Below are 22,877 nucleotides of genomic sequence, written 5' to 3' on the forward strand. Positions count from 1 at the left end.
TCGCTGCGCGCGTCATCGCGCTGTCTTACCGTGTACGGCGCTGCGCGCCGCCTGGCTGCGCCGACTTTGGAGATCACTGCATGACCGCTTCTTTCGTTCGTCGTGGCTGCCTGCTGGGCCTGGTGCTGGTCAGTCCGGCGGCCTGGGCGGTGCCAACGCTGCCGCTGCTGTTCGCCGATGGCGCCGTGCTGCAGCGCGATCAGCCGATGCCGGTATGGGGCTGGTCTTCGCCCAACGCCGCGATCACGGTCAGCTTCGACGGCAAGCGCGCCACCGCCAAGGCCGACGCAACAGGGCAATGGAAGGTCAGGCTGCCTGCGCACGCTGCCGGTGGCCCCTACGTGCTGCGTGTGCAGGGCGACGGGGGCGAGCTGCAGGTGCGCGAGGTGCTGGTCGGCGATGTGTGGCTGGCCAGCGGGCAATCGAACATGGAATGGCCGTTGGCCCAGGCCAGCGACGGCCCGCAAGCGGTGGCCGCTGCCAACGATGCGCAGCTACGGCACTTCAAGGTGCCCAAATCGTGGTCGGTGCAGCCGCAGGTGCGCCTGACCGGTGGCGAGTGGAAGGCCGCAACGCCTGCCAACGCCGGTGAATTCACTGCGGTTGGCTATTTCTTCGCCAAGGAGCTGCGCGCCAGCACCGGCGTGCCGATCGGCATCGTCAACAGTACCTGGGGCGGCAGCGCGATCGAAGCGTGGATGGACGCTACGTCATTGGGCCTGAGTGCCGATCAGAACCAGGGCGCGATCGAGGCGATCAAGCAACGCGACGCCGCAGCGCAGGCCGCCACCGGCAAGCGCATCGCGCGTTGGCCCAAGGTGGAAGGCGAGATGTCGCAATGGCGCGAAGCGGCGTTCGACGACAGCGACTGGGACAGCATCCCGGTCACCAAGCAATGGGAATCCAGCGGCTACGACGGCATGGACGGCATCGCCTGGTATCGCACCACCATGACGCTCAGCGCTGCAGAGGCCAAGGCCGGCATCACCTTGGGCGTGGGCCAGATCGACGATTCGGATACCACCTACGTCAACGGCCAGCAGGTCGGCAGCACCGAAAAGCAATGGAACCTGCCACGCGTGTATCAGGTGCCGGCTGCGGCGCTCAAGGCCGGCGTCAACCACATTGCGGTCCGCGTGGAAGACCTCAGCGGCGGTGGCGGCATGCATGGCCCGGATGAACAACGCTTCGTGCAGACCAGTGCCGGTGCCAAGCGTGCGCTGGGCGGCTGGAAATTCCGCCCGGCCGCGGTACGGGTGTCGTTGACCGACAACAAGAATCAGCTGCCCACGCTGCTGTACAACCAGATGATCCATCCGCTGCAGCCGTTCCCGGTCAAGGGCGTGATCTGGTACCAGGGCGAAACCAATGCCACCGAGACCGGCGCGGTGAAATACCGCGAGCAGTTCGCAGCGATGATCCGGCAATGGCGTGCCGAGCGCGGCGACAAAACGCTGCCGTTCCTGTGGGTGCAGCTGGCCAACTTCAAGGCCGGTGGCGACACGGGTGAGCTGAGCCCGTGGGCACTGTTGCGCGAGTCGCAGTCCAAGACGCTGGCGCTGCCGGCAACCGGGCAGGCGGTGATCATCGACATCGGCAACCCCACCGACATCCATCCCACCAACAAGCGCGATGTCGGTCATCGCCTTGCGCTTGCTGCACGCCATGTGGCGTACGGCCAAACGCTGGTGTACAGCGCGCCGGTATTCAAGCGCGCGCGCTTTGACGGCGGCAAGGCGGTGCTGAGCTTCGACTTGCAGGGCAGTGCGCTGCAGGTGCGTGGCGGCGGTGCCGTGCAGGGATTTCGTATTGCCGGCGCCGATCACCGCTTTCACCCGGCCAGCGCGCAGATCGAGGGCGACCGCGTGATCGTGCGCAGCGATGCCGTCGCCACACCGGTCGCGGTGCGCTACGGCTGGAGCGAAAACCCGGACGACGCCAACCTGATCAATCGCGACGCCCTTCCTGTTTCCCCCTTCCGCACCGATACCTGGTGACACGGAGTCTTATGTCCATGCATTCCCCCGTTGCACGTGCCATGTCCCATTCCAGCGCACGGCGTTGCCTGCGCCCGCTGCTGCTGTCCGCGCTGACGCTGGCCCTGGCTGGCTGCCAATCTGGCGACAAGGGCGATGCCGGCAAACCTGCTGCAACCAACGCTGCTGCAAGCACCGCTGCGGCAACGCCGGACAACGCGCAGGCGCCGGCTGCACAGACGCCCATGCCGCAGTTCGTCAGCAAGGACGGCAAGCATGCGTTGATGGTCGACGGTGCGCCGTTCCTGATCCTGGGCGCGCAGGTCAACAACTCCAGCAACTACCCCGGCATCATGGACAAGGTGTGGCCGGCCATGCAGGTGCTCGGCCCCAACACCGTGCAGGTACCGATCGCCTGGGAACAGGTGGAGCCGGAAGAAGGCAGGTTCGATTTCTCCTTCGTCGATACGCTGCTGGGCCAGGCGCGCGAGCACAAGGTACGCCTGGTGCTGCTGTGGTTCGCAACCTGGAAGAACAATGGCCCACAGTACGCGCCGCATTGGGTCAAGACCGATAACCAGCGCTTCCCGCGCGTGGTCACCCGCGAAGGCAAGTCGATCGGTTCGTTGTCGCCGCATGCGCAGGCCACGCTGGATGCCGACCGCAAGGCGTTCGTCGCCTTCATGCGGCACCTGAAAAAGGTGGACCCGCAGCACACCGTGATCATGATCCAGCCGGAGAACGAGGCGGGCACCTACGGCAGCGTGCGCGACTTCTCGCCGATGGCGCAGGAGCTGTTCGACGGCGCAGTGCCGGACGAGTTGATCAAGCGCATGAACAAGCAGCCGGGCACCTGGGCGCAGGTGTTCGGTGCCGATGCCGACGAAATCTTCCACGCGTGGTCGATCGGCCGTTACATCGACCAGGTAGCCGAAGCGGGCAAGGCCGAGTATCCGTTGCCGATGTACGTCAATGCCGCGCTGCGCGGCCCGTTCAATCCAGGCCAGCCCGGCCAGTACGCCAGCGGTGGCCCCACCGACAACGTGCTGGATGTCTGGAAGGCGGCCGGCCCGCATATCGACCTGCTGGCGCCGGACATCTACATGCCCGAATACCGCATGTACACCACGGTGCTGGAACGTTACGCACGCCCGGACAACGCGTTGTTCGTGGCCGAAACCGGCAACCGCCCGGAATACGCGCGCTATCTGTACCCCACGCTGGGCCATGACGGCATCGGCTGGTCGGCCTTCGGCATCGACTACACCCGCTATTCCAACTATCCGCTCGGTGCCAAGCACGTCAACGAAGAGACGCTGGCGCCGTTCGCGCTCGGGTTTCAGGCGGTCAGCATGGGCATGCGACCGTTCGCCAAGGCCGCTTCCGAAGGCAAGCTGCATGGCACTGCCGAAGAACCCGGCCAGGCCGTGCAGGAGCTCAAGCTCAACGACCGTTGGAGCGCCACCATCACCTATGGCGTGCCGCAGTTCTGGTTCAAGGGTGACCCGCCGGGTAACCCCGAACCGATCGGCGCCGCGTTGATCGCCGAGCTGAGCCCGGACGAATTCCTGGTGACCGGTTATCACGCGCGCGTGACCCTACATCCGGCCAGCGATGCCACCGCCAACATGATCTACGACCGTGTCGAGGAAGGTGTGTACGAAGGCAACGATTGGAAATTCCAGCGCAACTGGAATGGCGACCAGACCGATTACGGCGTCAACTTTTCCAGCGTGCCGCAGCTGCTCAAGATCAAGCTGGCAACCTACAAATAAGCGCGCCTGCCACAACGCCGCGATGCCGCGACGGCATCGCCTCGCCTTACCCATGCGCTGCCGCCCCCGCGGCACCGTTTCGTCATTCAAAGGGAGTGATCATGCAAACCACCATCCGTTCCGCCGGCGCCGTGCCTGCCAACCGACGTACGCCACTGGCCCAGTGCCTGGCCTTGTCGCTGGCCCTGTTGGCCAACGCCGCGCATGCGCAGGAAGTACGCAAGGCCGCCGATGGCGTCACCGTGGTGCCGAGCGCCAAGGGCGCCGCGCCGGTGCGCCTGCAAGTGGTCGACAGCGGCATCATCCGCGTCAGCGCAGATCCGGACGGCGATTTCGCGCGCAGCCCCAGCCTGATGCGCGTGCCGGTGCAGGGCGACACCGCATTCCAGATGGCCGAGCAGGGCGACAGCGTGCAGCTGAAGACCGGCAAGGTCACTGCCAGCATCTCCACCGTCGATGGCCATGTCAGTTTTGCCGATGCCAACGGCAAGCCGGTGCTGTCGGAAGTGGCCGGCGGCCGCAGCTTTGCGCCGTTGAAGGCCGAGGGCAAGCAGTACCTGAGCGTGCGCCAGCGCTTCCAGTCGCCCGCTGACGAAGCGCTGTACGGCTTCGGCCAGCATCAGCAGGGCTGGATGAACCAGAAGGGGCGCAACGTCGAGTTGCAGCAGAACAACATCGACATGGCGGTGCCGTACCTGGTGTCCAGCCGCAACTACGGCCTGCTGTGGGACAACAACTCGATCACCCGCCTGGGCGACCCGCGCGGCCTGCAGCCGCTGCCGAAGACGCTGAAGTTGTACGACGCCAAGGGCAAGGCCGGCGCACTGACCGCGCGCTATGCGATCAACGGCAAGCAAATCCTCGAACGCCGCGAGAGCGAGGTGAACTACCAATACCTCAGCGATCTGCCCAAGTACCCGAAGAAGGCGATCACCAAGGACAAGAACAGCCGCATGCAAGTGACCTGGGAGGGCGAGATCGAAGCGCTCACCGGTGGCGAACACACCTTCTCGCTGTATTCGAGCGAATACGCCAAGTTATATGTGGATGGCAAGCTGGTGATCGATCGCTGGCGCCAGAACTGGAACCCGTGGAATCACGAGTTCACCCTCGATCTGCAGCCGGGCCAGCGCCACACCGTCAAGATCGAATGGGATCTGATCGACCCCAGCTACATCGCGCTGCTGCACCGCGATCCGCTGCCTGCTGCCGAAGCGAAGGACCTGTCGCTGTGGTCCGAAGCAGGTCAGATGATCGACTACTACTTCGTTTCCGCCGATTCCTACGACCAGGCTGTGGCCGGCTACCGCGAACTCACCGGCAAGTCGGTGATGCTGCCCAAGTGGGCGTATGGCTTCTGGCAGAGCCGCGAGCGCTACAAGAGCCAGGACGAGCTGGTGGGCGCGGTGGCCGAATACCGCAAGCGCAAGCTGTCGCTGGACAACATCGTGCTCGATTGGTCGTACTGGCCGGAAGACGCCTGGGGCTCGCACGATTTCGACAAGCAGCACTTCCCGGACCCGGACGGCATGGTCAAGGCCGTGCACGACATGCATGCGCAGATCATGATTTCGATCTGGCCCAAGTTCTATCCCACCACCGCCAACTACAAGGAGCTGGACGCTGCCGGTTTCATGTTCAAGCGCAACGTGGAGGTGGGCGAACTGGACTGGATCGGCAAGGGCTACAAGAACTCGTTCTACGACCCGTATTCGGAAAAGGCGCAGGCGATCTATTGGCGCCAGATCAACGAAAAGCTCAACAGCAAGGGCTTCGATGCCTGGTGGATGGACGCCGACGAGCCGGACGTGCATTCCAACCTGGACATCGCCGAGCGCAAGGCCCGCACCACGCCCAACGCGCTGGGCTCGTCCACCGAATACTTCAACTCCTACCCGTTGCCGCACACGCATGGCGTGTACGTGGGCGACCGTGCGGCCGACGACAAGCGCGTGTTCATCCTCTCGCGCAAGGGCTATGCCGGCACCCAGCGCAATGCGGTGGCAGTGTGGAGCGGCGACATCGTGTCGCGCTGGGACGACATGCGCGACCAGATCTCCGGTGGCGTGAACATGGCCCTGTCGGGCCTGCCCAACTGGACCTTCGACATCGGCGGCTTTGCGGTGGAGAAGCGTTATGAAGACCAGGATCCGGCCCACCTGCCGGAATGGCGCGAGCTCAACACGCGCTGGTTCCAGTTCGGTGCGTTCGTGCCGATCTTCCGGTCGCACGGCCAGTTCCCGTACCGCGAAATCTGGAACATCGCACCGGAAGGTACGCCGTTCTACGAGAGCATGGCCTACTACAACCGTTTGCGTTATGCGTTGCTGCCGTACATCTACAGCCTGGCCGGCGACACCTACCAGCGCGATGGCGTGATCATGCGCGGCATGATGATGGACTTCCCGAACGACCCCAAGGTGCGCGACATCAACGACCAGTACCTGTTCGGGCCGGCGTTCCTGGTCGCACCGGTGACCCGCTTCGGCGCCACCTCGCGGCAGGTGTATCTGCCGGCCGGCAGCAGCTGGCTGGATTTCGCCACCGGCAAGCGTTACGAGGGCGGCCAGAGCATCGAAGCTGCCGCGCCGATCGAGCGCATGCCGTTGTTCGTGCGTGCCGGTTCCATCGTGCCCACCGGCCCGGTGCAGGAATACGTCGACCAGGTGCCGGATGCACCGCTCACCGTGGTGGTCTACACCGGCGCCGATGGCCAGTTCTCGCTGTATGAAGACGATGGCAAAGGCTACGGTTACGAGAAGGGCGAGTTCAGCCGCATCCCGCTGGTCTGGAACCAGGCCAAGGGCGAGTTGAGCATCGGCAAGCGCGAGGGCAGCTGGACCGGCATGCAGGCCAGCCGCACCATCAACGTGCGCTTCGTCGACGGCCCGCGCGCCGATGCCGGTGCGCTGGAACCTGCGACCGACACCAGCGTCCAGTACGACGGCAAGCCGGTCAGCGTGTTGCAGCGCAAGATTGCGTCCGGCAAAGCGCGTCGTCGATGATCGCAGGCTGTCTTCAGTCGATGAGCACCCAGATGCCGGAACGCCGCAAGGCAGGCGCGCGCGGTTCCGGTCAGTCAGCACGGCGGTTGCCGTGCTGAGCCGTCGTGAGCTGTGCAAGGCAACCGGGGCCGCCATTGCGGTCCTTGGCGCCGGGCCGGCGGCTGCACAGGCCGCGCAGGCTTCGAAAAAAACCGCGCTCCCGCCCGTCGCGGCAGCGCAGGCCCTGCAGCTGTGGTATCGCGAGCCGGCCAATCAATGGGTGGAAGCCTTGCCGGTCGGCAACGGGCGATTGGGCGCGATGGTGTGGGGCGGTATCGCCCACGAGCGCCTGCAGCTCAACGAAGACACGCTGTATGCAGGCGGGCCCTACGATTCCACCAGCCCTGACGCACTGGCCGCGTTGCCGCAGGTGCGTGCGCTGATCTTCGCCGGGCGCTACGCAGAGGCCGAACAACTGGCCGATGCCAAGCTGCTCTCGCGCCCGCTCAAGCAGATGCCGTACCAACCGTTGGGCGATCTGCTGCTGGATTTCGATCGCGCCGACGGCATCAGCGACTATCGCCGTCAGCTCGATCTGGACACGGCGGTGGCCACCACCACGTTCCGCTCCGGCGGCGCGGTGCATCGGCGCGAGGTGTTCGTTTCTGCGCAGGCGCAATGCATCGTGGTGCGGCTGTCGTGCGACCGCCCCGGCGGTATTTCGGTGCGTGTGGGCATCGATAGCCCGCAAACCGGCGAGGTCACCGCCGAGCAGGGCGGTTTGCTGTTCAGTGGTCGCAACGGCAGCTTTGCCGGCATCGAGGGCAAGCTGCGATTTGCATTGCGGGTGCTGCCGCAGGTGCGCGGCGGCAAACTCAGCCAAGTGCGCGACCGTCTACGCATCGACGCGGCCGACGAAGTGGTGTTGCTGCTCAGCGCCGCGACCAGTTACCAACGTTTCGATGCGGTCGATGGCGATCCGCTCGCATCGACCGCCGCATGCCTGCGCAAGGCTGCCAAGCTGGATTTTCCCGCGTTGTTGCGCGCGCACCTGGCCGATCATCAACGCCTGTTCCGGCGCGTGGCGATCGACCTCGGCAGCAGCGCGGCCACGCAGCTGCCTACCGACGAACGCGTGCAGCGGTTCGCCGAAGGCAATGATCCGGCACTGGCTGCGCTGTATCACCAATACGGACGTTACCTGCTGATCTGCAGCTCGCGGCCCGGCACCCAGCCAGCCAACCTGCAGGGCATCTGGAACGACCTGATGCAGCCGCCGTGGGAAAGCAAGTACACCATCAACATCAACACCGAGATGAACTACTGGCCCAGCGAGGCCAACGCATTGCACGAATGCGTTGAGCCGCTGGAAGCCATGCTGTTCGATCTGGCCCAGACCGGCGCGCGCACCGCCAGGGCGATCTACGACGCGCCGGGTTGGGTGGTCCACAACAATACCGATCTGTGGCGCCAGGCCGGCCCGATCGACGGCGCGCAATGGAGCCTGTGGCCGCTGGGCGGCGTATGGCTGCTGCAGCAACTGTGGGACCGCTGGGATTACGGCCGCGACCGCGCGTACCTGAGCAAGGTCTACCCGTTGTTCAAGGGCGCCGCCGAATTCTTCGTTGCCACGTTGATGCGCGATCCGCAGACCGGTGCGATGGTGACCAATCCGTCGATGTCGCCGGAAAACCAGCATCCCTTCGGTGCGGCCGTGTGCGCCGGTCCCAGCATGGACGCGCAGCTGCTGCGCGATTTGTTCGCGCAATGCATCGCCATGAGCAAGTTGCTCGGCATCGATGCGGAGTTCGCCCAGCAATTGGCCGCCTTGCGCGAGCAGTTGCCGCCCAACCGCATCGGCAAGGCAGGGCAGTTGCAGGAATGGCAGCAGGACTGGGACATGCAGGCGCCGGAGATCCACCACCGCCACGTCTCGCATCTGTACGCCCTGCATCCTTCCAGTCAGATCAATCTGCGCGATACCCCGGACCTGGCTGCGGCCGCACGCCGCTCGCTGGAAATTCGCGGCGACAACGCCACCGGCTGGGGCATTGGCTGGCGGCTGAACCTGTGGGCGCGGCTGGCCGACGGGGAGCATGCCTACCGCATCCTGCAACTGCTGATCTCGCCCGAACGTACCTATCCGAACCTGTTCGACGCGCATCCGCCGTTCCAGATCGATGGCAACTTCGGCGGCACCGCCGGCATCACCGAGATGCTGCTGCAAAGCTGGGGCGGTAGCGTGTTCCTGCTGCCGGCCTTGCCCAAGGCCTGGCCGCGCGGCAGCGTGCGCGGTCTGCGCGTGCGTGGCGGCGCCAGCGTGGATCTGGAATGGGAGGGCGGCCGCTTGCAGCAGGCACGCTTGCACAGCGATCGTGGCGGGCGCTATCAACTGTCCTACGCAGGGCAGACCCTGGACCTGGAACTGGGCGCAGGCCGCACCCAGCAGGTGGGACTCAACAACAACCGATTGGTGACGCAATGAGCTTGTATGTAGGACTGGATGTGGGCACGCAGAGCGTCAAGCTGGTGGCCTACGATCCGCAGGATCGCGCCGTGGTCGCCACCATCGCCGCGCCCATGGAGCTGATCAGCCGCGACGACGGCACCCGCGAACAACAGGCACAGTGGTGGATCGACGGCATCGTGCATTGCTTTGCGCAGCTCGATGGCGAACAGCGTGCACGCGTGCGCGGCATTTCCGTCTCCGGCCAGCAGCATGGCTTCGTGCCGGTGGCCGCCGACGGCAGCGTCACCGCGCCGGTCAAGCTTTGGTGCGATACCAGCACTGCGCTGGAATGCGATGAAATCATGGACGCCGTCGGCGGCGCCGCAGGCAGCGTGGCCGCAGCAGGCAACCCCATCATGGCCGGCTATACCGCCTCCAAATTGCCGTGGACGCGCAAGCATCGCCCCGAAGCGTATGCCGCGATGACCACGGTGATGCTGCCGCACGACTACATCAACTTCTGGCTCACCGGCGAGCGCTTTGCCGAAGTGGGCGATGCCTCCGGTACCGGCTGGCTGGACGTGCGTACGCGGCAGTGGTCCGAGCGCATGCTGAGCGCAGTGGATGCCCAACGCGACCTGCGCGATGCGTTGCCGCCGCTGGTGGACACGGGCGCGGTCTACGCGTTGTCCGATGCCGCCGCCCAGGCATTGAATCTGCCCGCTGGCGTACGCGTCACCACCGGCGGCGGCGACAACATGATGGCCGCCATCGGCACCGGCAACGTGGTGCCCGGACGTCTGACCATGAGCCTGGGCACCTCCGGCACCTTGTTCGCCTATGCCGATCACCCGGTAGTGGACGATGAGGCGCGCTGGGCCGCGTTCTGCTCCTCCAGTGGCGGCTGGCTGCCCTTGATCTGCACGATGAACTGCACCGTCGCCACCGAGGCGGTGATGCGCATGTTCTCCATCACCCGCGACCAGACCGAAGCGATGATCGCCGACACCGCGCCGGGCGCCGACGGTCTGGTGTTGCTGCCGTTCTTCAACGGTGAGCGCACCCCGGATCTGCCGGCCGCGCGCGGCTGCCTGTTCGGAATGGATCTGCACAACACCACCGCCGCGCATTTCTATCGCGCCGCGATGGAAGGTGCGACCTACAGCCTGCGCAACGGCTTCGATGCCTTCGTTGCTGCGGGGTTGCAGTTCGATACCATCCTGCTCACCGGCGGCGGCAGCAAGAGCGCGCAGTGGCGGCAGATGGTGGCCGACATCTTCAACCTGCAGGTCGTCGTGCCGACCCAGCCCGAAGGCGCTGCGTTCGGTGCCGCGCTACAGGCATTGTGGGCCTGCGAGCGCGCCGATGGCGGCGATGCCGCGTTGGCCGACGTGGTGCTGGAGCACCTGCAGGTGGACGATGGGCTTGCCGCACAGCCCAACCCGCAGCGCGTGGCCCAGTATCAGCAGCACTACCAGACCTTCCTCAAGCACCTGCATGTCGTCAGCCCGCTCTATGCCGGTTGATCGATAGTTTTCTACAACTCCCCCAGCAGCAAGGACTTCACACCCCATGAGCAACACCGTGTACATCGGCGCGAAAGAATATTTCCCCGGCATCGGCAAGATCGGTTTCGAAGGCCGCGATTCGGACAACCCGCTCGCGTTCAAGGTCTACGACGCCAACAAAACCATCGGCGACAAGACCATGGCCGAGCATCTGCGCTTTGCCGTGGCCTACTGGCACAGCTTCTGCGGCAATGGCGCCGACCCGTTCGGCCCGGGCACGCGGGCGTATCCGTGGGATGCGGGCACTACCGCGTTGAACCGTGCCGAAGCCAAGGCCGATGCGGCGTTCGAGTTCTTCACCAAGCTCGGCGTGCCCTACTACTGCTTCCACGACATCGACCTGGCACCGGATGCCGACGACATCGGCGAGTACGAAAAGAATCTCAAACACATGGTGGGCATCGCCAAGCAGCGTCAGGCCGACACCGGCATCAAGCTGTTGTGGGGCACGGCCAACCTGTTCTCGCATCCGCGCTACATGAATGGTGCATCGACCAACCCGGACTTCAATGTCGTGGCGCGTGCGGCGGTGCAGGTCAAGGCCGCGATCGATGCGACCGTTGAACTCGGTGGCGAGAACTACGTGTTCTGGGGCGGCCGCGAAGGCTATGCCTGCCTGCACAACACGCAGATGAAGCGCGAGCAGGACAACATGGCGCGCTTCCTCACCCTGGCACGTGATTACGGCCGCGCGATCGGCTTCAAGGGCAATTTCCTGATCGAGCCCAAGCCCATGGAGCCGATGAAGCACCAGTACGATTTCGATAGCGCCACGGTGATCGGCTTCCTGCGCCAGCATGGCCTGGATCAGGACTTCAAGCTCAATATCGAAGCCAATCACGCCACGCTTTCGGGCCATAGCTTCGAGCATGACCTGCAGGTGGCATCCGATGCCGGCCTGCTCGGCAGCATCGATGCCAACCGCGGCAACCCGCAGAACGGCTGGGACACCGACCAGTTCCCGACCGATCTGTACGACACCGTCGGCGCGATGCTGGTGGTGCTGCGGCAGGGCGGGCTGGCACCGGGCGGCTTGAACTTCGATGCCAAGGTGCGTCGCGAATCGTCCGACCCGCAGGACCTGTTCCTGGCCCACATCGGCGGCATGGATGCGTTCGCACGCGGGCTGGAAGTGGCCAACGCGCTGCTGACCGCCTCGCCGCTGGAACAATGGCGTGCCGAGCGTTACGCCAGCTTCGACAGCGGCGCCGGCGCGGACTTTGCCGCAGGCAAGACCACGCTGGCCGATCTGGCCAAGCACGCGGCCAGCAATGCGCCCCAGCAACTCAGCGGCCGCCAGGAAGCGTATGAAAACCTGATCAATCAGTATCTGACGCGTTGATGTCCCGTGGCCGGCGGCGCATTGCGTCGCCGGCCGATGGCGGCCACCCCCGTGGACGCTCCCTTGCACGTTCCCAGGTGAACCCATGTCCAGTGTTTCCATTGACGGCGCCCCCGATGCCGGCGAGAACACCCGTTTCATCATCCTGATTAGTTGCGTGGCCACGATCGGTGGCTTCCTGTTCGGCTTCGACAGCGGCGTGATCAATGGCACCGTCGACGGCCTGAAACAGACCTTCCAATCCACCGCCGCCGAGACCGGCTTCGAGGTCGCCTCGATGCTGCTGGGCTGCGCCATCGGCGCCTTCTTTGCCGGCCGCCTGGCCGACCGCTGGGGCCGCCGCGCGGTCCTGATCATTTCCGCTGCGCTGTTCCTGCTCTCGGCCATCGGCGCCGGTGCTTCGCACAGTTCCGGCTTCTTCATCTTCGCCCGCGTGATGGGCGGCTTCGCGGTGGGGGCGGCCAGCGTCATTTCGCCGGCCTACATCGCCGAGGTCGCCTCCGCGCGCTATCGCGGCCGGCTGGCCACGATGCAGCAGATCGCCATCATCAGCGGGCTGTTCTGCGCGTTTCTGAGCAACTACCTGCTGGCCAACGCCGCCGGCGCTTCCACCGAGCCGCTCTGGGCCGGGCAGGCCGCCTGGCGTTGGATGTTCTGGATGCAGGCGGTTCCCTCCATCCTGTTCCTGTTGCTGCTGCTGGTCATCCCGGAAAGCCCGCGCTACCTGGTGGTCAAGGGGCGCCGCGAGCAGGCGCTGGTGGTGCTCAAGCGCCTGTACGGCAACGCCGCCGCGCAGACCAAGCTGGGCGAGATTTCCGCCTCGATGGCGGCCGACCAGCACAAGCCCAAGTTCTCCGACCTGATCAACAAGGCCACCGGCAAGATCCGCCCCATCGTCTGGATCGGCATTGGCTTGGCGGTGTTCCAGCAACTGGTGGGCATCAACGTGGTGTTCTACTACGGCGCGGTGTTGTGGCAGGCAGTGGGCTTTTCCGAGCAGGATGCGCTGTTGATCAACGTGCTTTCCGGCGGCCTCAGCATCGGCGCCTGCCTGGTCACGGTGATGCTGGTGGACAAGATCGGCCGCAAGCCGCTGCTGTGGATCGGCTCGGCCGGCATGGCCGTCTCGCTGGCCTTGGTGACCTACGCGTTTGCCACTGCCTCGCTGGATCCCAACGGCAAGCTTGCGATGTCCGATGCCATGGGCATGCTCGCCCTGGTGGCCGCTAACGTCTACGTGGTGTTCTTCAACGCCTCGTGGGGCCCAGTGATGTGGGTAATGCTTGGTGAAATGTTCCCCAACCAGATCCGCGGCTCGGGCCTGGCCATTGCCGGTGCCGCGCAGTGGACGTCCAACTTCGCCATCACCGTCAGCTTCCCGATCCTGCTCGGCAGTATCGGTCTGGCCGGTGCGTACGGCATCTACACCGTCGCCGCCTTCATCTCGGTGTTCTTCGTGCTCAAGTACGTCTACGAGACCAAGGGCAAGGAGTTGGAGCAGATGGAGGGCTGATGGCATTTATGCCGATATCGGCATCGAAAACAAAGAAGGCCGCGCACTGCGCGGCCTTCTTTGTTGAGTGAGTCAAGTGAGAGGCGAGGTAACGACAGTCACCAATCGCACCACTGAAGTGCAAGAATATTGGGCAGGGATGGCGCAAAGAGCTGTTGCGCTTATCACTCTCGCGATCTGTGCGCTTCAGCTATACGCGGCGTGGCAAATGGCTTCACACTAGACAAAATTCGTCGACGAACCAGGGAGTGGTTGTATGGCAGTAGCAAGAGAGCTGGCTGAAGGGCTTCTGCTCAGTCTGGGTTATTGCGTTGTCTACTTGCTTGTCTGGCATCTGTCTGTTGATCAATGGTATCTACCGGCTGGCCTGAGGGCTGCGTCGCTTTTATTCATGCCATACCGTCGTTGGCCGTTTCTCTTAGTGGGCGATGCCGCCGCAATGCTCTGGTTGCGTGTCCCGATGTTGGAGACAAGGGATTACGCCCCGATTTGGGCATACCTGAGTCCTTTCCTATTCGCGCCTGCGGTCGCCCTCGCTGTGTCGGGAATTCGCCGTCATACACCAGACGTCATTACCCGTAATCGCATTCTTCCCATCATGGCGATTCTCGCTTTGTGGAGTACGCTGTGTGGCATGGCGTTGAATGTCACGCTTGGTGGCCCGATAGCTAGCTCTCCCCTTGAGATTCTGTTGAGGACTTGGCTGGGTTCATACCTCGGAATTTTGATGTTTTTGCTGCCGGGTTTGCTTTGGTACCGGCGTGCTGAAAGCTATCTTCGCGACGATTTGGTGCGTGACAGTGCAGTTGCCGGATTTGCGATGGCAGCATTGTTTTGCACCGCCAATGTTGTCCCTGAGCCACTCCTGCGACAGGTTTTGATGGCGTCGCTTACTGGGCCAGCAATCGTTCTGACGCTCCGTCATGGCTGGCGGGGAGCCGCGGCTGGCGCCTTGCTGGCAAACCTGATTGCAGCGTTGTCTAGGTCGAAGTACGGAATCGCCGCATATGACTCCGAATTGTTCAGTGTTCAGCTACTGATTGCAGTGATTGCGACGGGACTCTTTGTCCTCGGTTCACGGTTGGCCTCCGCATACACGCAGGCAGGGAGACAGGAGCAGGCACAACTGGCCGCATTGCAGTTTGCTCAGGCGGGCTATCTGGCTGCAGAGCGCACCCTTCGCAATCGCGTTGTGGATTATTCGGATATAAATGTTCATATAAACCGGTTACGCAAGGATTGTGTCGCTCAACTGCGTGAGCGTGGGCATCACGCAGCAGCCATGGAAATGACCAGAGCAGGAGTCATCGAGTCGCGACTGCTGCATGAGTACGTCGGGGGGTTATATCCGCTAGAAATCGAGACGCATGGGGTGTACCAGGCGCTGCGCTCACCCGTACTGGCACGATTTTATAACACTGAGATCCATCACGCGCTGCGTGGTAATTGTGGCGATCTATCACTTGGCTTGCAGCTGGCCGCGTATAGGTGCGCTCTCAACGCGTTCGAAATGCTTCCCCAAGCTAAGCGGCACCTTGTGCAAGCTCGCACATGGAAAAGTAGTGGTTCACAGGGCGTTGTTATCAGAATCTTCGCTGATAGTTCATTGCTGGATGTAGTGCAGCGCGACACAACTGAAGCGGGTGCCGAATTGCGGGCGCGACTGAAAGCGCATGGCGGCATGTTTCGCCGCCGCCATACGCGAACCCTGAGTCTGCTAGTCGCCGAGCCCGTCTCGATCACTTCGTCCGTGTGACAATCCAGCGCTCTCCAGCAGTGCCCGGGATGAGATGCACCGTGAAGTTATCGGTCTGATAAACCAATTGTGCGAGCGTTGGTCTCGTCAACGTCGAAACCGTCACACGATTGACGTCCTTACCCATCGGCAGCACCCACAGAGCTTCGCCTGCGCGACCAACCGCGCCACGCACTACGCCAGCTGCATCGTTGATCTGTAGATACAGCATGCCCTCGCGTTGAAATTCGTAAATCCGCCAGGTTGGATCTACCGCAAGATTGGTTGCGTTGGGCACGGACTCGCCCAGGCCCGTGGCAGCCAGCGTGGCAACTGTTCCATCGCCTGGGCAGCATGCACTTGCTGAACCGGTAACCGCCAGCATCGCGATGGCGGCGGCGCCTAGGGTCTTAAATGCCAGCTTTGCCTTCACTTCCATGACTTCGCCTTCTCCCGTTCACGGGAAACATTCGCCTGCAATTCAGGCATGCCTACGGTACGTGTTTCTCCGTAGTTTCGTGAGTGACTAAGTCAAAAGTTGCTGCACTTGCCTTGCGTCAATGTGTTGACGCTATCTGGGTGTCAACTCTCCTGGTTGACTTCCATAATTCTTGCTACCTTTTATTTGTATACTGTGGAATGCCGAGAGCTGACAGGATTCGTCATACATTGTGTGTCCCCACTTGCATGGACTTGATGCCACGGTTGTAGAAATTGAGAAGGCAGGTTTTTAAAGTCATATAACTTTGTGGCAAGTAGCGGTTTATTCGAAATGCGTAACCCGCCCACCTGGAAATTATTAGGTTTTCCATTTAAATGCACGATAGTCGGCGAGTCGTCTCGGATCGAATGGGTCACCGGGGTGCATAAGCGACTCATTGCAGTGCTAAAGAAATCGAGTGTCGCGGGTGGTGCGCGCCTTCCGGTTGTGGGACAAGAAGATGAACGCAAGCGCGCAGGATAGGAAGAGCTGACGTTCTTTCGCGGAATTAATGTTACTTTATAACAAATCATCGCCGCCGCGCAGTCTTGCCTCCCGTGTCCTATCTCCCGTTGTGTTGGATGTGTTGTCTGGAATCGCGCCGCAGTCAGTGCTGCGGTCTGCGGTGTCCGGTCGATTGCTCGGGTCTTGAGGTGCGCGCATGAAGCGCCGTCACCTCCTGCAGGGCGCCGCTGCAGTGTTGATGCTTTCGCCGGCGTTGGGGTCTGCACAAGGACTTCCCGTCTTACGGGCATGCAGCATGCGGCAGCAGGGCGAGCTGCTGCGCCTTCGGTTGGAGCTGGGCGCACAGGTTGCCTATCGCAGTTTCCGGTTGACCGGTCCCGAGCGTGTGGTCATCGATCTGCCTGGCGTGTCGTCGCAGTCGCCGCGCATTGATCCGATACCGGGCGGCGCTGCGGTGACCCGCATACGCAGTGCGCCGCATCTGGATGGCCTGCGCGTCGTGCTCGACCTGCAGCAGCCATGTTCGACCAACCTGCATTGGGAAGCCGGCGCGCTGGTGCTGGAGCTTGCCGCTATGCCTGGCAGCGTAGTGTTGTCCACGAGCGATGGCGCGCCAGCAGCAACGGCGACGGGGCAGACAGAGCCACCGCAGCCGGCTCATTCACGCCTGCGCCCTTACGTGGTCGCGATCGATGCCGGCCACGGCGGCAAGGATCCGGGGGCGGTCAGTGCCGATGCGCGTTACGAAAAACATGTCGCCATGGCGGTCGCCGGGCGGTTGCATCGACGCCTGGCGTCCGATGCGCGCTACCGGCCGACCATGATCCGCAGCGATGACCGCTTCGTGCCGCTGCACGAGCGCGTGTTGATCGCCCATCGCCACAATGCGGACCTGTTCGTCTCCATCCATGCCGATGCCGCACCAACGCGCCAAGCGCGGGGCGCCTCGGTGTTTGCGCTGTCGCAGACTGGCGCCAGCTCCGCACTGGCGCGCTGGATCGCCGATAGCGAAAACGCTGCCGACGACATGGGAGACACCGCGCGCCGGCTGCGGGTGCCGAGCAATCCGGTGTTGTCGCAGGTGCTGGCCGATCTGTCGCTGAGCGGCACCATCGCCAGCAGCCTGGCATTCGGCACGTTGATGTTGGAACGCCTGCAGCAGGTGACGCGCCTGCATCAGAACCAGGTGGGGCAGGCCGGTTTTGCGGTGTTGAAGTCGCCGGACATTCCGTCGCTGCTGGTGGAAACCGGCTTCATGAGCAATCGCGACGATTGCAGCCGCCTGTGCAGCGATACGCATCAGGACGAACTCGCGCAGACATTGCATGCGGGAATCGACGACTACTTCGCTGCGTTTCCTGGCCGCGCCTGAGGCGCGGTCGTCACCTTTATCTTCGACGAGATCCCGATGTCCGCTACGCTTCCCGATGTTGCTGTGACCGAACCATCAACGCTGAGCGCGCCCCTGCGATGGGTGGGCATGCAGGACATCGCCATTCCCGTGCAGTTGGAGGCCGGTGGCGGCCAGCTTGCCGCACGCGCCAGCGTGCAGGTCGATCTGCCGCGGGCAGAGCTGAAAGGCATCCACATGTCGCGGTTGTACCGCCTGCTGGATACGCAGCTGCAGCAACCAGTGTCGCCGGCCATGCTCTCGGGGTTATTGCAGGCGCTGATCGACAGTCATGCCGATTGCGCGAGCCGCGCCGCTCGGCTGACGCTGAGCTTCGAACTGATGTTGCGCACGCCGGCATTGCGCAGTGAGGGGCTCAGTGGCTGGCGTGCCTATCCAGTGCACATCGCCGCGCAATGCAGTGCAGGGCGCACCACGATCCAGCTCCAGGTGGAGGTGTTGTACGCCTCTACCTGCCCCTGTTCGGCAGCGTTGTCGCGGCAGCTGCTGAGCGATGCATTCGTGCAGCAACATGCCGGGCGCGATGCGCTGGCGCTGGACGAGGTTGCGCAATGGCTGCAGGACCACGGTTCCTACGCCACGCCGCATAGCCAACGCAGCGTGGCGCAGGTACGCGTTGAGCTGCCCGCCGATGCGCAGCGCTTGGCCATCCGGCAACTGGTCGGTCTGTGCGAGCAGGCGTTGGCGACGCCGGTGCAGGCTGCAGTGCGGCGACCCGACGAACAGGCATTTGCGCGCTTGAATGGCGCAAACCTGATGTATGTCGAAGATGCGGCGCGACGCCTGCGCCAGCAGCTGGCAGAGCACTATGCGGCCTTCCATGTGGCGGTACGCCATCTGGAAAGCCTGCATGCCCACGATGCCGTCGCCGAAACCGACAGCGACGACGCGGTGCTTGGGCCGACGACCATGTGAGCAAACGCGATGCACTGCAAATTCCCAGGGCGGCCGGCACGCATGGTGCACGGGCGAAACACCTCCACTCACGTCACCGCGCAGCGAATGCGTACCGGCGAGCGCGCAGCGATGAGGCCCGTTCTCTGTGTGCTGATGTGGCTGATCTGAGCTGCGTCCCTGAGATCGACACATCGTCTGACACTTGCCATGCGATGCCGCGAATCTGCATGCGTGTTGGCTGGAGCGCGTTGAGGGCCTTGGCCGTATTGCATCCCGACAACGCACTGCCGCATTGCGGATTTGAGATGGAATCCGGCGCCGTGGATGCGGCAACCAACCTCGACCAATCCCGGGCCCCTGCGGTCCTGACCGGGCTAGATGCGAGGCGGAGATGGTCGCGGCCTGCGCGATGGCACGCAGGCCAATGCACATGCAAAGGGCCTGCGCCACAACGCAAAAGCCCCGCATTGCGGGGCTCTGGCGTCTAGCAGTCAGACCGATCGTGGTGCTCCCTAGGGGACTCGAACCCCTGTTTTAGCCTTGAGAGGGCCACGTCCTAACCATTAGACGAAGGGAGCGCTTTTGTCACGTCTTGTGCAGCGCGCTAGTATAGTGAGGTAATAGCCGTTGGGCAATCCTGCAACACAAGACGGAAGCGCCATCATCGAACCCTCAGTTACATCTCCGTTCACGCTGCGCGTCATTCCACGCGACCAGCACACCATCTCGCGCAAGGACATCAGCCCCAACGCGTTGCGCGTGTTGTACCGCCTGCGCGAATCGGGCTTTGGCGCCTATCTGGTCGGCGGTGCGGTGCGCGACCTGCTGGTCGGCGGCCACCCGAAGGATTTCGACGTGGCCACCGACGCGACGCCGGAAGAGGTCAAGGCGCTGTTCCGCAACTGTCGTCTGATCGGCCGCCGTTTTCGTCTGGCACATGTGGTGTTCGGTCGCGAAATCATCGAAGTGGCCACCTTCCGCGCCAACGTCGACGATGGCAGCGGCGACCGCGAACTCGATAACGGCCGGCTGGTGCGCGACAACGTTTACGGCACCATCGAAGACGACGCGATCCGCCGCGACTTCACCTGCAATGCCCTGTATTACGCCATCGAGGATTTCTCGGTACGCGATTACTGCGGTGGCTTCGAAGACGTGCAGGCGCGCCTGATGAAGTTGATCGGCGACCCCGAGCTGCGCTACCAGGAAGATCCGGTGCGCATGCTGCGCGCGGTGCGCCTGGCGGCCAAGTTGAATTTCGACATCGAAGCCGGCACTGCCGAACCCATTCCGCGTCTGGCCGGGCTGCTGTCCGAAGCTGCGCCTGCGCGGTTGTTCGAAGAAATCCTCAAGCTGTTTCTGTCCGGGCACGGTGTGGCCAGCTTCGAAGGCCTGGAGCGCTATGGCTTGCTCGGCGTGCTGTTTCCCGAAAGCGCGGCGGCATTGAAGTCCAATCGCAGTGGTGCGTTGCGCGCCATGGTGCTGGAAGGCCTGCGCAATACCGATGCACGCGTGGCCAACGACGAGCCAGTGTCGCCGGCCTTCCTGTTTGCATTGCTGCTGTGGCCGGCGTTCTGCCGCACCCTGATGGCTCTGCAGGCGCAAGGCGTGCAACCGGAAGATGCGCAGCGCCGTGCGGCCGATCGCGTCACCTTGCATCAGCTGGAGCGCGTCGCGTTGCCGCGCCGTTTCTCGCTGCCGATGCAGGAAATCTGGTTGCTGCAGACGCGCTTCTCCTCGCGTCAGCGCAAGCGGGTGTTCCGCACCTTGTCGCATCCGCGCTTCCGCGCGGCGTTCGATTTCCTGGTGCTGCGTCAGTTCGCATCGCCCGATCACGCGGCCGATGTGGAGTTCTGGCGTGAGGCGCAGAAGTCGTCCGGCCAGGAGCTGGTGGATGCGATCGAATCGGCGCAGGCCGACCAAGACGGCGATGAGGGCGCACCGCGCAAGCGTCGCCGACGCCGCCGTCGGACCGGCGCGCCCGCAGGCGAGTAGGGCATGCAGACCGCCTTTGTCGGCCTGGGTGCCAACCTGGGCCAGGCCGAGGCCAGCGTGCGCGCGGCCATCGCCGCGCTGGGCGTCGTGCCGCAGACCACGCTGATCGCCGCTTCGCGTTTGTATCGCACGCCGGCCTGGGGCCGCGAAGACCAGCCCGATTTCATCAATGCTGTGGCCCAGCTGCGCACCGATCTTGCGCCGCTGCCGTTGCTGGAGGCCTTGCTCGGCATCGAAAAGGCGTTCGGCCGCGAGCGTCGCGCCGGCGAGCGCTGGGGTCCGCGCACGCTGGACCTGGACCTGCTGCTGTACGCCGATCAGGTGATCGACCTGCCGCAGTTGCAGGTGCCGCATCCGCATCTGCACGCGCGCGCCTTCGCCCTGCTGCCGCTGTCGGAGCTGGCGCCGGAGGCGATCATCCCGGGGCATGGAACAGTGCGGCGCGCCCTGCGCGCCATCGATACCTGCGGGCTGGAGCCGATTGGGTAGATAATGGCCGGCTTATCACCCCACGTAATGACTTCATGAGCAGCCACGCCGACAGCAAGCCCTGGACCGTGCCCGCCTTGGCGCAGGCCAAGCGCGAGGGTCGAAAACTGGTCATGTTGACCGCGTACGACGCCGGTTTCGCGCGCACCTTCGACGCCCATGGCGTGGACCTGATCCTGGTCGGCGATTCGCTCGGCATGGTGGTGCAGGGACACGATTCCACCTTGCCGGTGACCACCGCCGACATGGTCTACCACACCGCCGCGGTGGCCCGTGCGCTCGATCGCGCCTTGCTGGTGGCCGACCTGTCGTTCCAAGCCGATGCCACCCCTGAACGTGCATTGGATGCCGCCACCCAGCTGCTGCAGGCCGGCGCGGAAATGGTCAAGATCGAAGGCGCCGGGCACAAGCTGGAAGTCATCCGTTACCTGGTCGAGCGCGAGATCCCGGTCTGTTCGCACCTGGGCCTGACTCCGCAATCGGTGCTGCGGTTTGGCGGCTACAAGGTGCAGGGCCGCGGCGAAGCTGGCGAGCAGCTGCGTCGTGACGCACAGGCGGTGGTCGATGCCGGTGCGAGCTTGTTGGTGCTGGAATGCGTGCCGACACCGATCGCCACGCAGATCAGCGCCGACCTTAGCGTTCCCACCATCGGAATCGGTGCCGGCCCCGGCTGCGACGGCCAGGTGCTGGTGATGCACGACATGCTTGGGCTGGACAGTGGCCACCGCCGGCCCAAGTTCGTCAAGGATTTCCTGGCCGAAGGCGGCTCGGTCGCCGGCGCGGTGCGCGCCTATGCGCAGGCCGTGCGCGACGGCAGCTTTCCCGATGCAGAGCACGCGTACGCCGCATGATCCAGACCCTGACCGATCTTTCCGCATTGCGCGCCCTGGTCAATGGCTGGAAGCGCGAGGGCCTGCGCGTGGCGCTGGTGCCCACCATGGGCAACCTGCACGCCGGGCATTATTCGCTGGTGATGCTGGCGCGCCAATACGCCGACCGCGTGGTCTCCAGCGTGTTCGTCAACCCGACCCAGTTCGGCCCGAATGAAGATTTTGCGCGCTACCCGCGCACGCCTGAGGCCGACCTGCGCGGCCTGGAAGATGCCGGCTGCGATGCGCTGTGGCTGCCGGATGTGGACACCATGTACCCGCTCGGCACCGCGCTGGCCACGCCGATCCACGCGCCCGGTGTCAGCGATGTGCTGGAAGGCGAGTGCCGGCCAGGGCACTTCGATGGCGTGTGCACCGTCGTGGCGCGCTTGTTCAACCAGGTGCAGCCGGACGTGGCCGCCTTCGGCAAGAAGGATTACCAGCAGTTGGCGGTGATCCGGCAGATGGTGGCCGACCTGGCGTTTCCGATCGAAATTTTGGGCGGCAGCATCGTGCGCGAGGCCGATGGCCTGGCGATGAGTTCACGCAACCAGTATCTGTCGGCGGAAGATCGCCCGATCTCGGCCACGATCCGCAAGGTGCTGTTGCAGATGCGCGACAGCTATGCCGCCGGCACGCCGCGTGCGCAGGTGGAAGATGCCGCCAGCCAAGCGCTGGAACAGGCCGGTTTCCGGGTCGATTACGCGGTGGTGCGGCTGCCTGACCTCAGCGAGCCGGGCGACAGCCACACCGGCGCGCGCGTGGCCTTGATCGCGGCCCGCCTGGGCAACACGCGTCTGATCGACAATCTGGAATTCTGAGCAGGCCGACGCTGCGATGCGGCGTCTGAGCGGTCCGGAGCGACAGCGAACGGGCGCGCGTGTTTGTTCGCGCTGCGCGGGCCTGAAGCCCTCACCACCGGCCGCCG

15 protein-coding genes and 1 tRNA gene are annotated in these 22,877 nt (G+C 64.0%); 14 read left to right on the forward strand and 2 right to left on the reverse strand.

The window, feature by feature from the left end; genetic code table 11:
• The first annotated feature begins 80 nt into the window (after nucleotides 1–80).
• From HLH45_RS13625 to HLH45_RS13660, 8 genes are all read left to right on the forward strand, one after another.
• Nucleotides 81–1,997: a sialate O-acetylesterase gene (locus HLH45_RS13625; protein ID WP_033478853.1), complete on the forward strand. Its 1,917-nt coding sequence runs from the start codon at nucleotides 81–83 to the stop codon at nucleotides 1,995–1,997.
• Nucleotides 1,998–2,008: 11 nt separating this feature from the next.
• Nucleotides 2,009–3,751, forward strand: coding sequence for a GH35 family beta-galactosidase GalD (gene galD, locus HLH45_RS13630; protein WP_033478848.1), 1,743 nt, complete (start codon nucleotides 2,009–2,011; stop codon nucleotides 3,749–3,751).
• A gap of 101 nt (nucleotides 3,752–3,852) precedes the next feature.
• The gene (locus tag HLH45_RS13635; protein WP_008574431.1) at nucleotides 3,853–6,756 is read left to right on the forward strand and encodes a TIM-barrel domain-containing protein; all 2,904 of its coding nucleotides are present in this window, start codon (nucleotides 3,853–3,855) and stop codon (nucleotides 6,754–6,756) included.
• Between the two features lie 91 nt (nucleotides 6,757–6,847).
• Nucleotides 6,848–9,220 (forward strand): glycoside hydrolase family 95 protein, encoded by a 2,373-nt coding sequence (locus HLH45_RS13640; protein WP_008574429.1) that lies wholly within the window; start codon nucleotides 6,848–6,850, stop codon nucleotides 9,218–9,220.
• On the forward strand, nucleotides 9,217–10,710 hold the full coding sequence (gene xylB, locus HLH45_RS13645; RefSeq protein ID WP_008574428.1) for a xylulokinase: 1,494 nt from the start codon (nucleotides 9,217–9,219) through the stop codon (nucleotides 10,708–10,710). Before HLH45_RS13640 ends, xylB begins: the two co-directional genes overlap by 4 nt.
• Nucleotides 10,711–10,756: 46 nt before the next feature.
• Nucleotides 10,757–12,094, forward strand: a complete 1,338-nt coding sequence (gene xylA, locus HLH45_RS13650) for a xylose isomerase (RefSeq protein ID WP_011347136.1) — start codon at nucleotides 10,757–10,759, stop codon at nucleotides 12,092–12,094.
• An 85-nt stretch (nucleotides 12,095–12,179) separates the two neighbouring features.
• Nucleotides 12,180–13,607, forward strand: a complete 1,428-nt coding sequence (locus HLH45_RS13655) for a sugar porter family MFS transporter (protein WP_008571269.1) — start codon at nucleotides 12,180–12,182, stop codon at nucleotides 13,605–13,607.
• A gap of 256 nt (nucleotides 13,608–13,863) precedes the next feature.
• Nucleotides 13,864–15,363, forward strand: a complete 1,500-nt coding sequence (locus tag HLH45_RS13660) for an MASE1 domain-containing protein (protein WP_033478423.1) — start codon at nucleotides 13,864–13,866, stop codon at nucleotides 15,361–15,363.
• Here the strand turns inward: HLH45_RS13660 and HLH45_RS13665 are convergent.
• Complete coding sequence (locus HLH45_RS13665) at nucleotides 15,347–15,781, reverse strand: hypothetical protein (protein ID WP_008571267.1); 435 nt, start codon at nucleotides 15,779–15,781, stop codon at nucleotides 15,347–15,349. The genes HLH45_RS13660 and HLH45_RS13665 overlap by 17 nt on opposite strands.
• 703 nt (nucleotides 15,782–16,484) lie before the next feature.
• On the opposite strand from HLH45_RS13665, the gene HLH45_RS13670 reads away from it, so the two are divergent.
• On the forward strand, nucleotides 16,485–17,660 hold the full coding sequence (locus tag HLH45_RS13670; protein ID WP_033478422.1) for an N-acetylmuramoyl-L-alanine amidase: 1,176 nt from the start codon (nucleotides 16,485–16,487) through the stop codon (nucleotides 17,658–17,660).
• 36 nt (nucleotides 17,661–17,696) lie between these two features.
• The gene (gene folE2 / locus HLH45_RS13675; RefSeq protein WP_033478421.1) at nucleotides 17,697–18,614 is read left to right on the forward strand and encodes a GTP cyclohydrolase FolE2; all 918 of its coding nucleotides are present in this window, start codon (nucleotides 17,697–17,699) and stop codon (nucleotides 18,612–18,614) included.
• A gap of 485 nt (nucleotides 18,615–19,099) precedes the next feature.
• Here the strand turns inward: folE2 and HLH45_RS13680 are convergent.
• Nucleotides 19,100–19,174, reverse strand: a tRNA-Glu gene (locus HLH45_RS13680).
• 49 nt (nucleotides 19,175–19,223) lie between these two features.
• Between HLH45_RS13680 and pcnB the strand changes: the two genes are divergently transcribed.
• From pcnB to panC, 4 genes are read left to right on the forward strand one after another with little or no spacing between them, the layout of a single operon-like run.
• The gene (gene pcnB / locus HLH45_RS13685; RefSeq protein ID WP_008571264.1) at nucleotides 19,224–20,591 is read left to right on the forward strand and encodes a polynucleotide adenylyltransferase PcnB; all 1,368 of its coding nucleotides are present in this window, start codon (nucleotides 19,224–19,226) and stop codon (nucleotides 20,589–20,591) included.
• Between the two features lie 3 nt (nucleotides 20,592–20,594).
• Nucleotides 20,595–21,080 carry a 2-amino-4-hydroxy-6-hydroxymethyldihydropteridine diphosphokinase gene (folK, locus tag HLH45_RS13690; protein WP_008571263.1) on the forward strand — a complete coding sequence of 162 codons (486 nt, stop codon included), beginning with the start codon at nucleotides 20,595–20,597 and terminating at the stop codon, nucleotides 21,078–21,080.
• Nucleotides 21,081–21,115: 35 nt separating this feature from the next.
• Complete coding sequence (gene panB / locus HLH45_RS13695; RefSeq protein WP_008571262.1) at nucleotides 21,116–21,931, forward strand: 3-methyl-2-oxobutanoate hydroxymethyltransferase; 816 nt, start codon at nucleotides 21,116–21,118, stop codon at nucleotides 21,929–21,931.
• Nucleotides 21,928–22,770 (forward strand): pantoate--beta-alanine ligase, encoded by an 843-nt coding sequence (gene panC / locus HLH45_RS13700; RefSeq protein ID WP_008571261.1) that lies wholly within the window; start codon nucleotides 21,928–21,930, stop codon nucleotides 22,768–22,770. Before panB ends, panC begins: the two co-directional genes overlap by 4 nt.
• Nucleotides 22,771–22,877 lie beyond the last annotated feature (107 nt).

Source organism: Xanthomonas euvesicatoria (assembly GCF_013112235.1).
In the GTDB taxonomy this organism is placed as follows: domain Bacteria; phylum Pseudomonadota; class Gammaproteobacteria; order Xanthomonadales; family Xanthomonadaceae; genus Xanthomonas; species Xanthomonas euvesicatoria.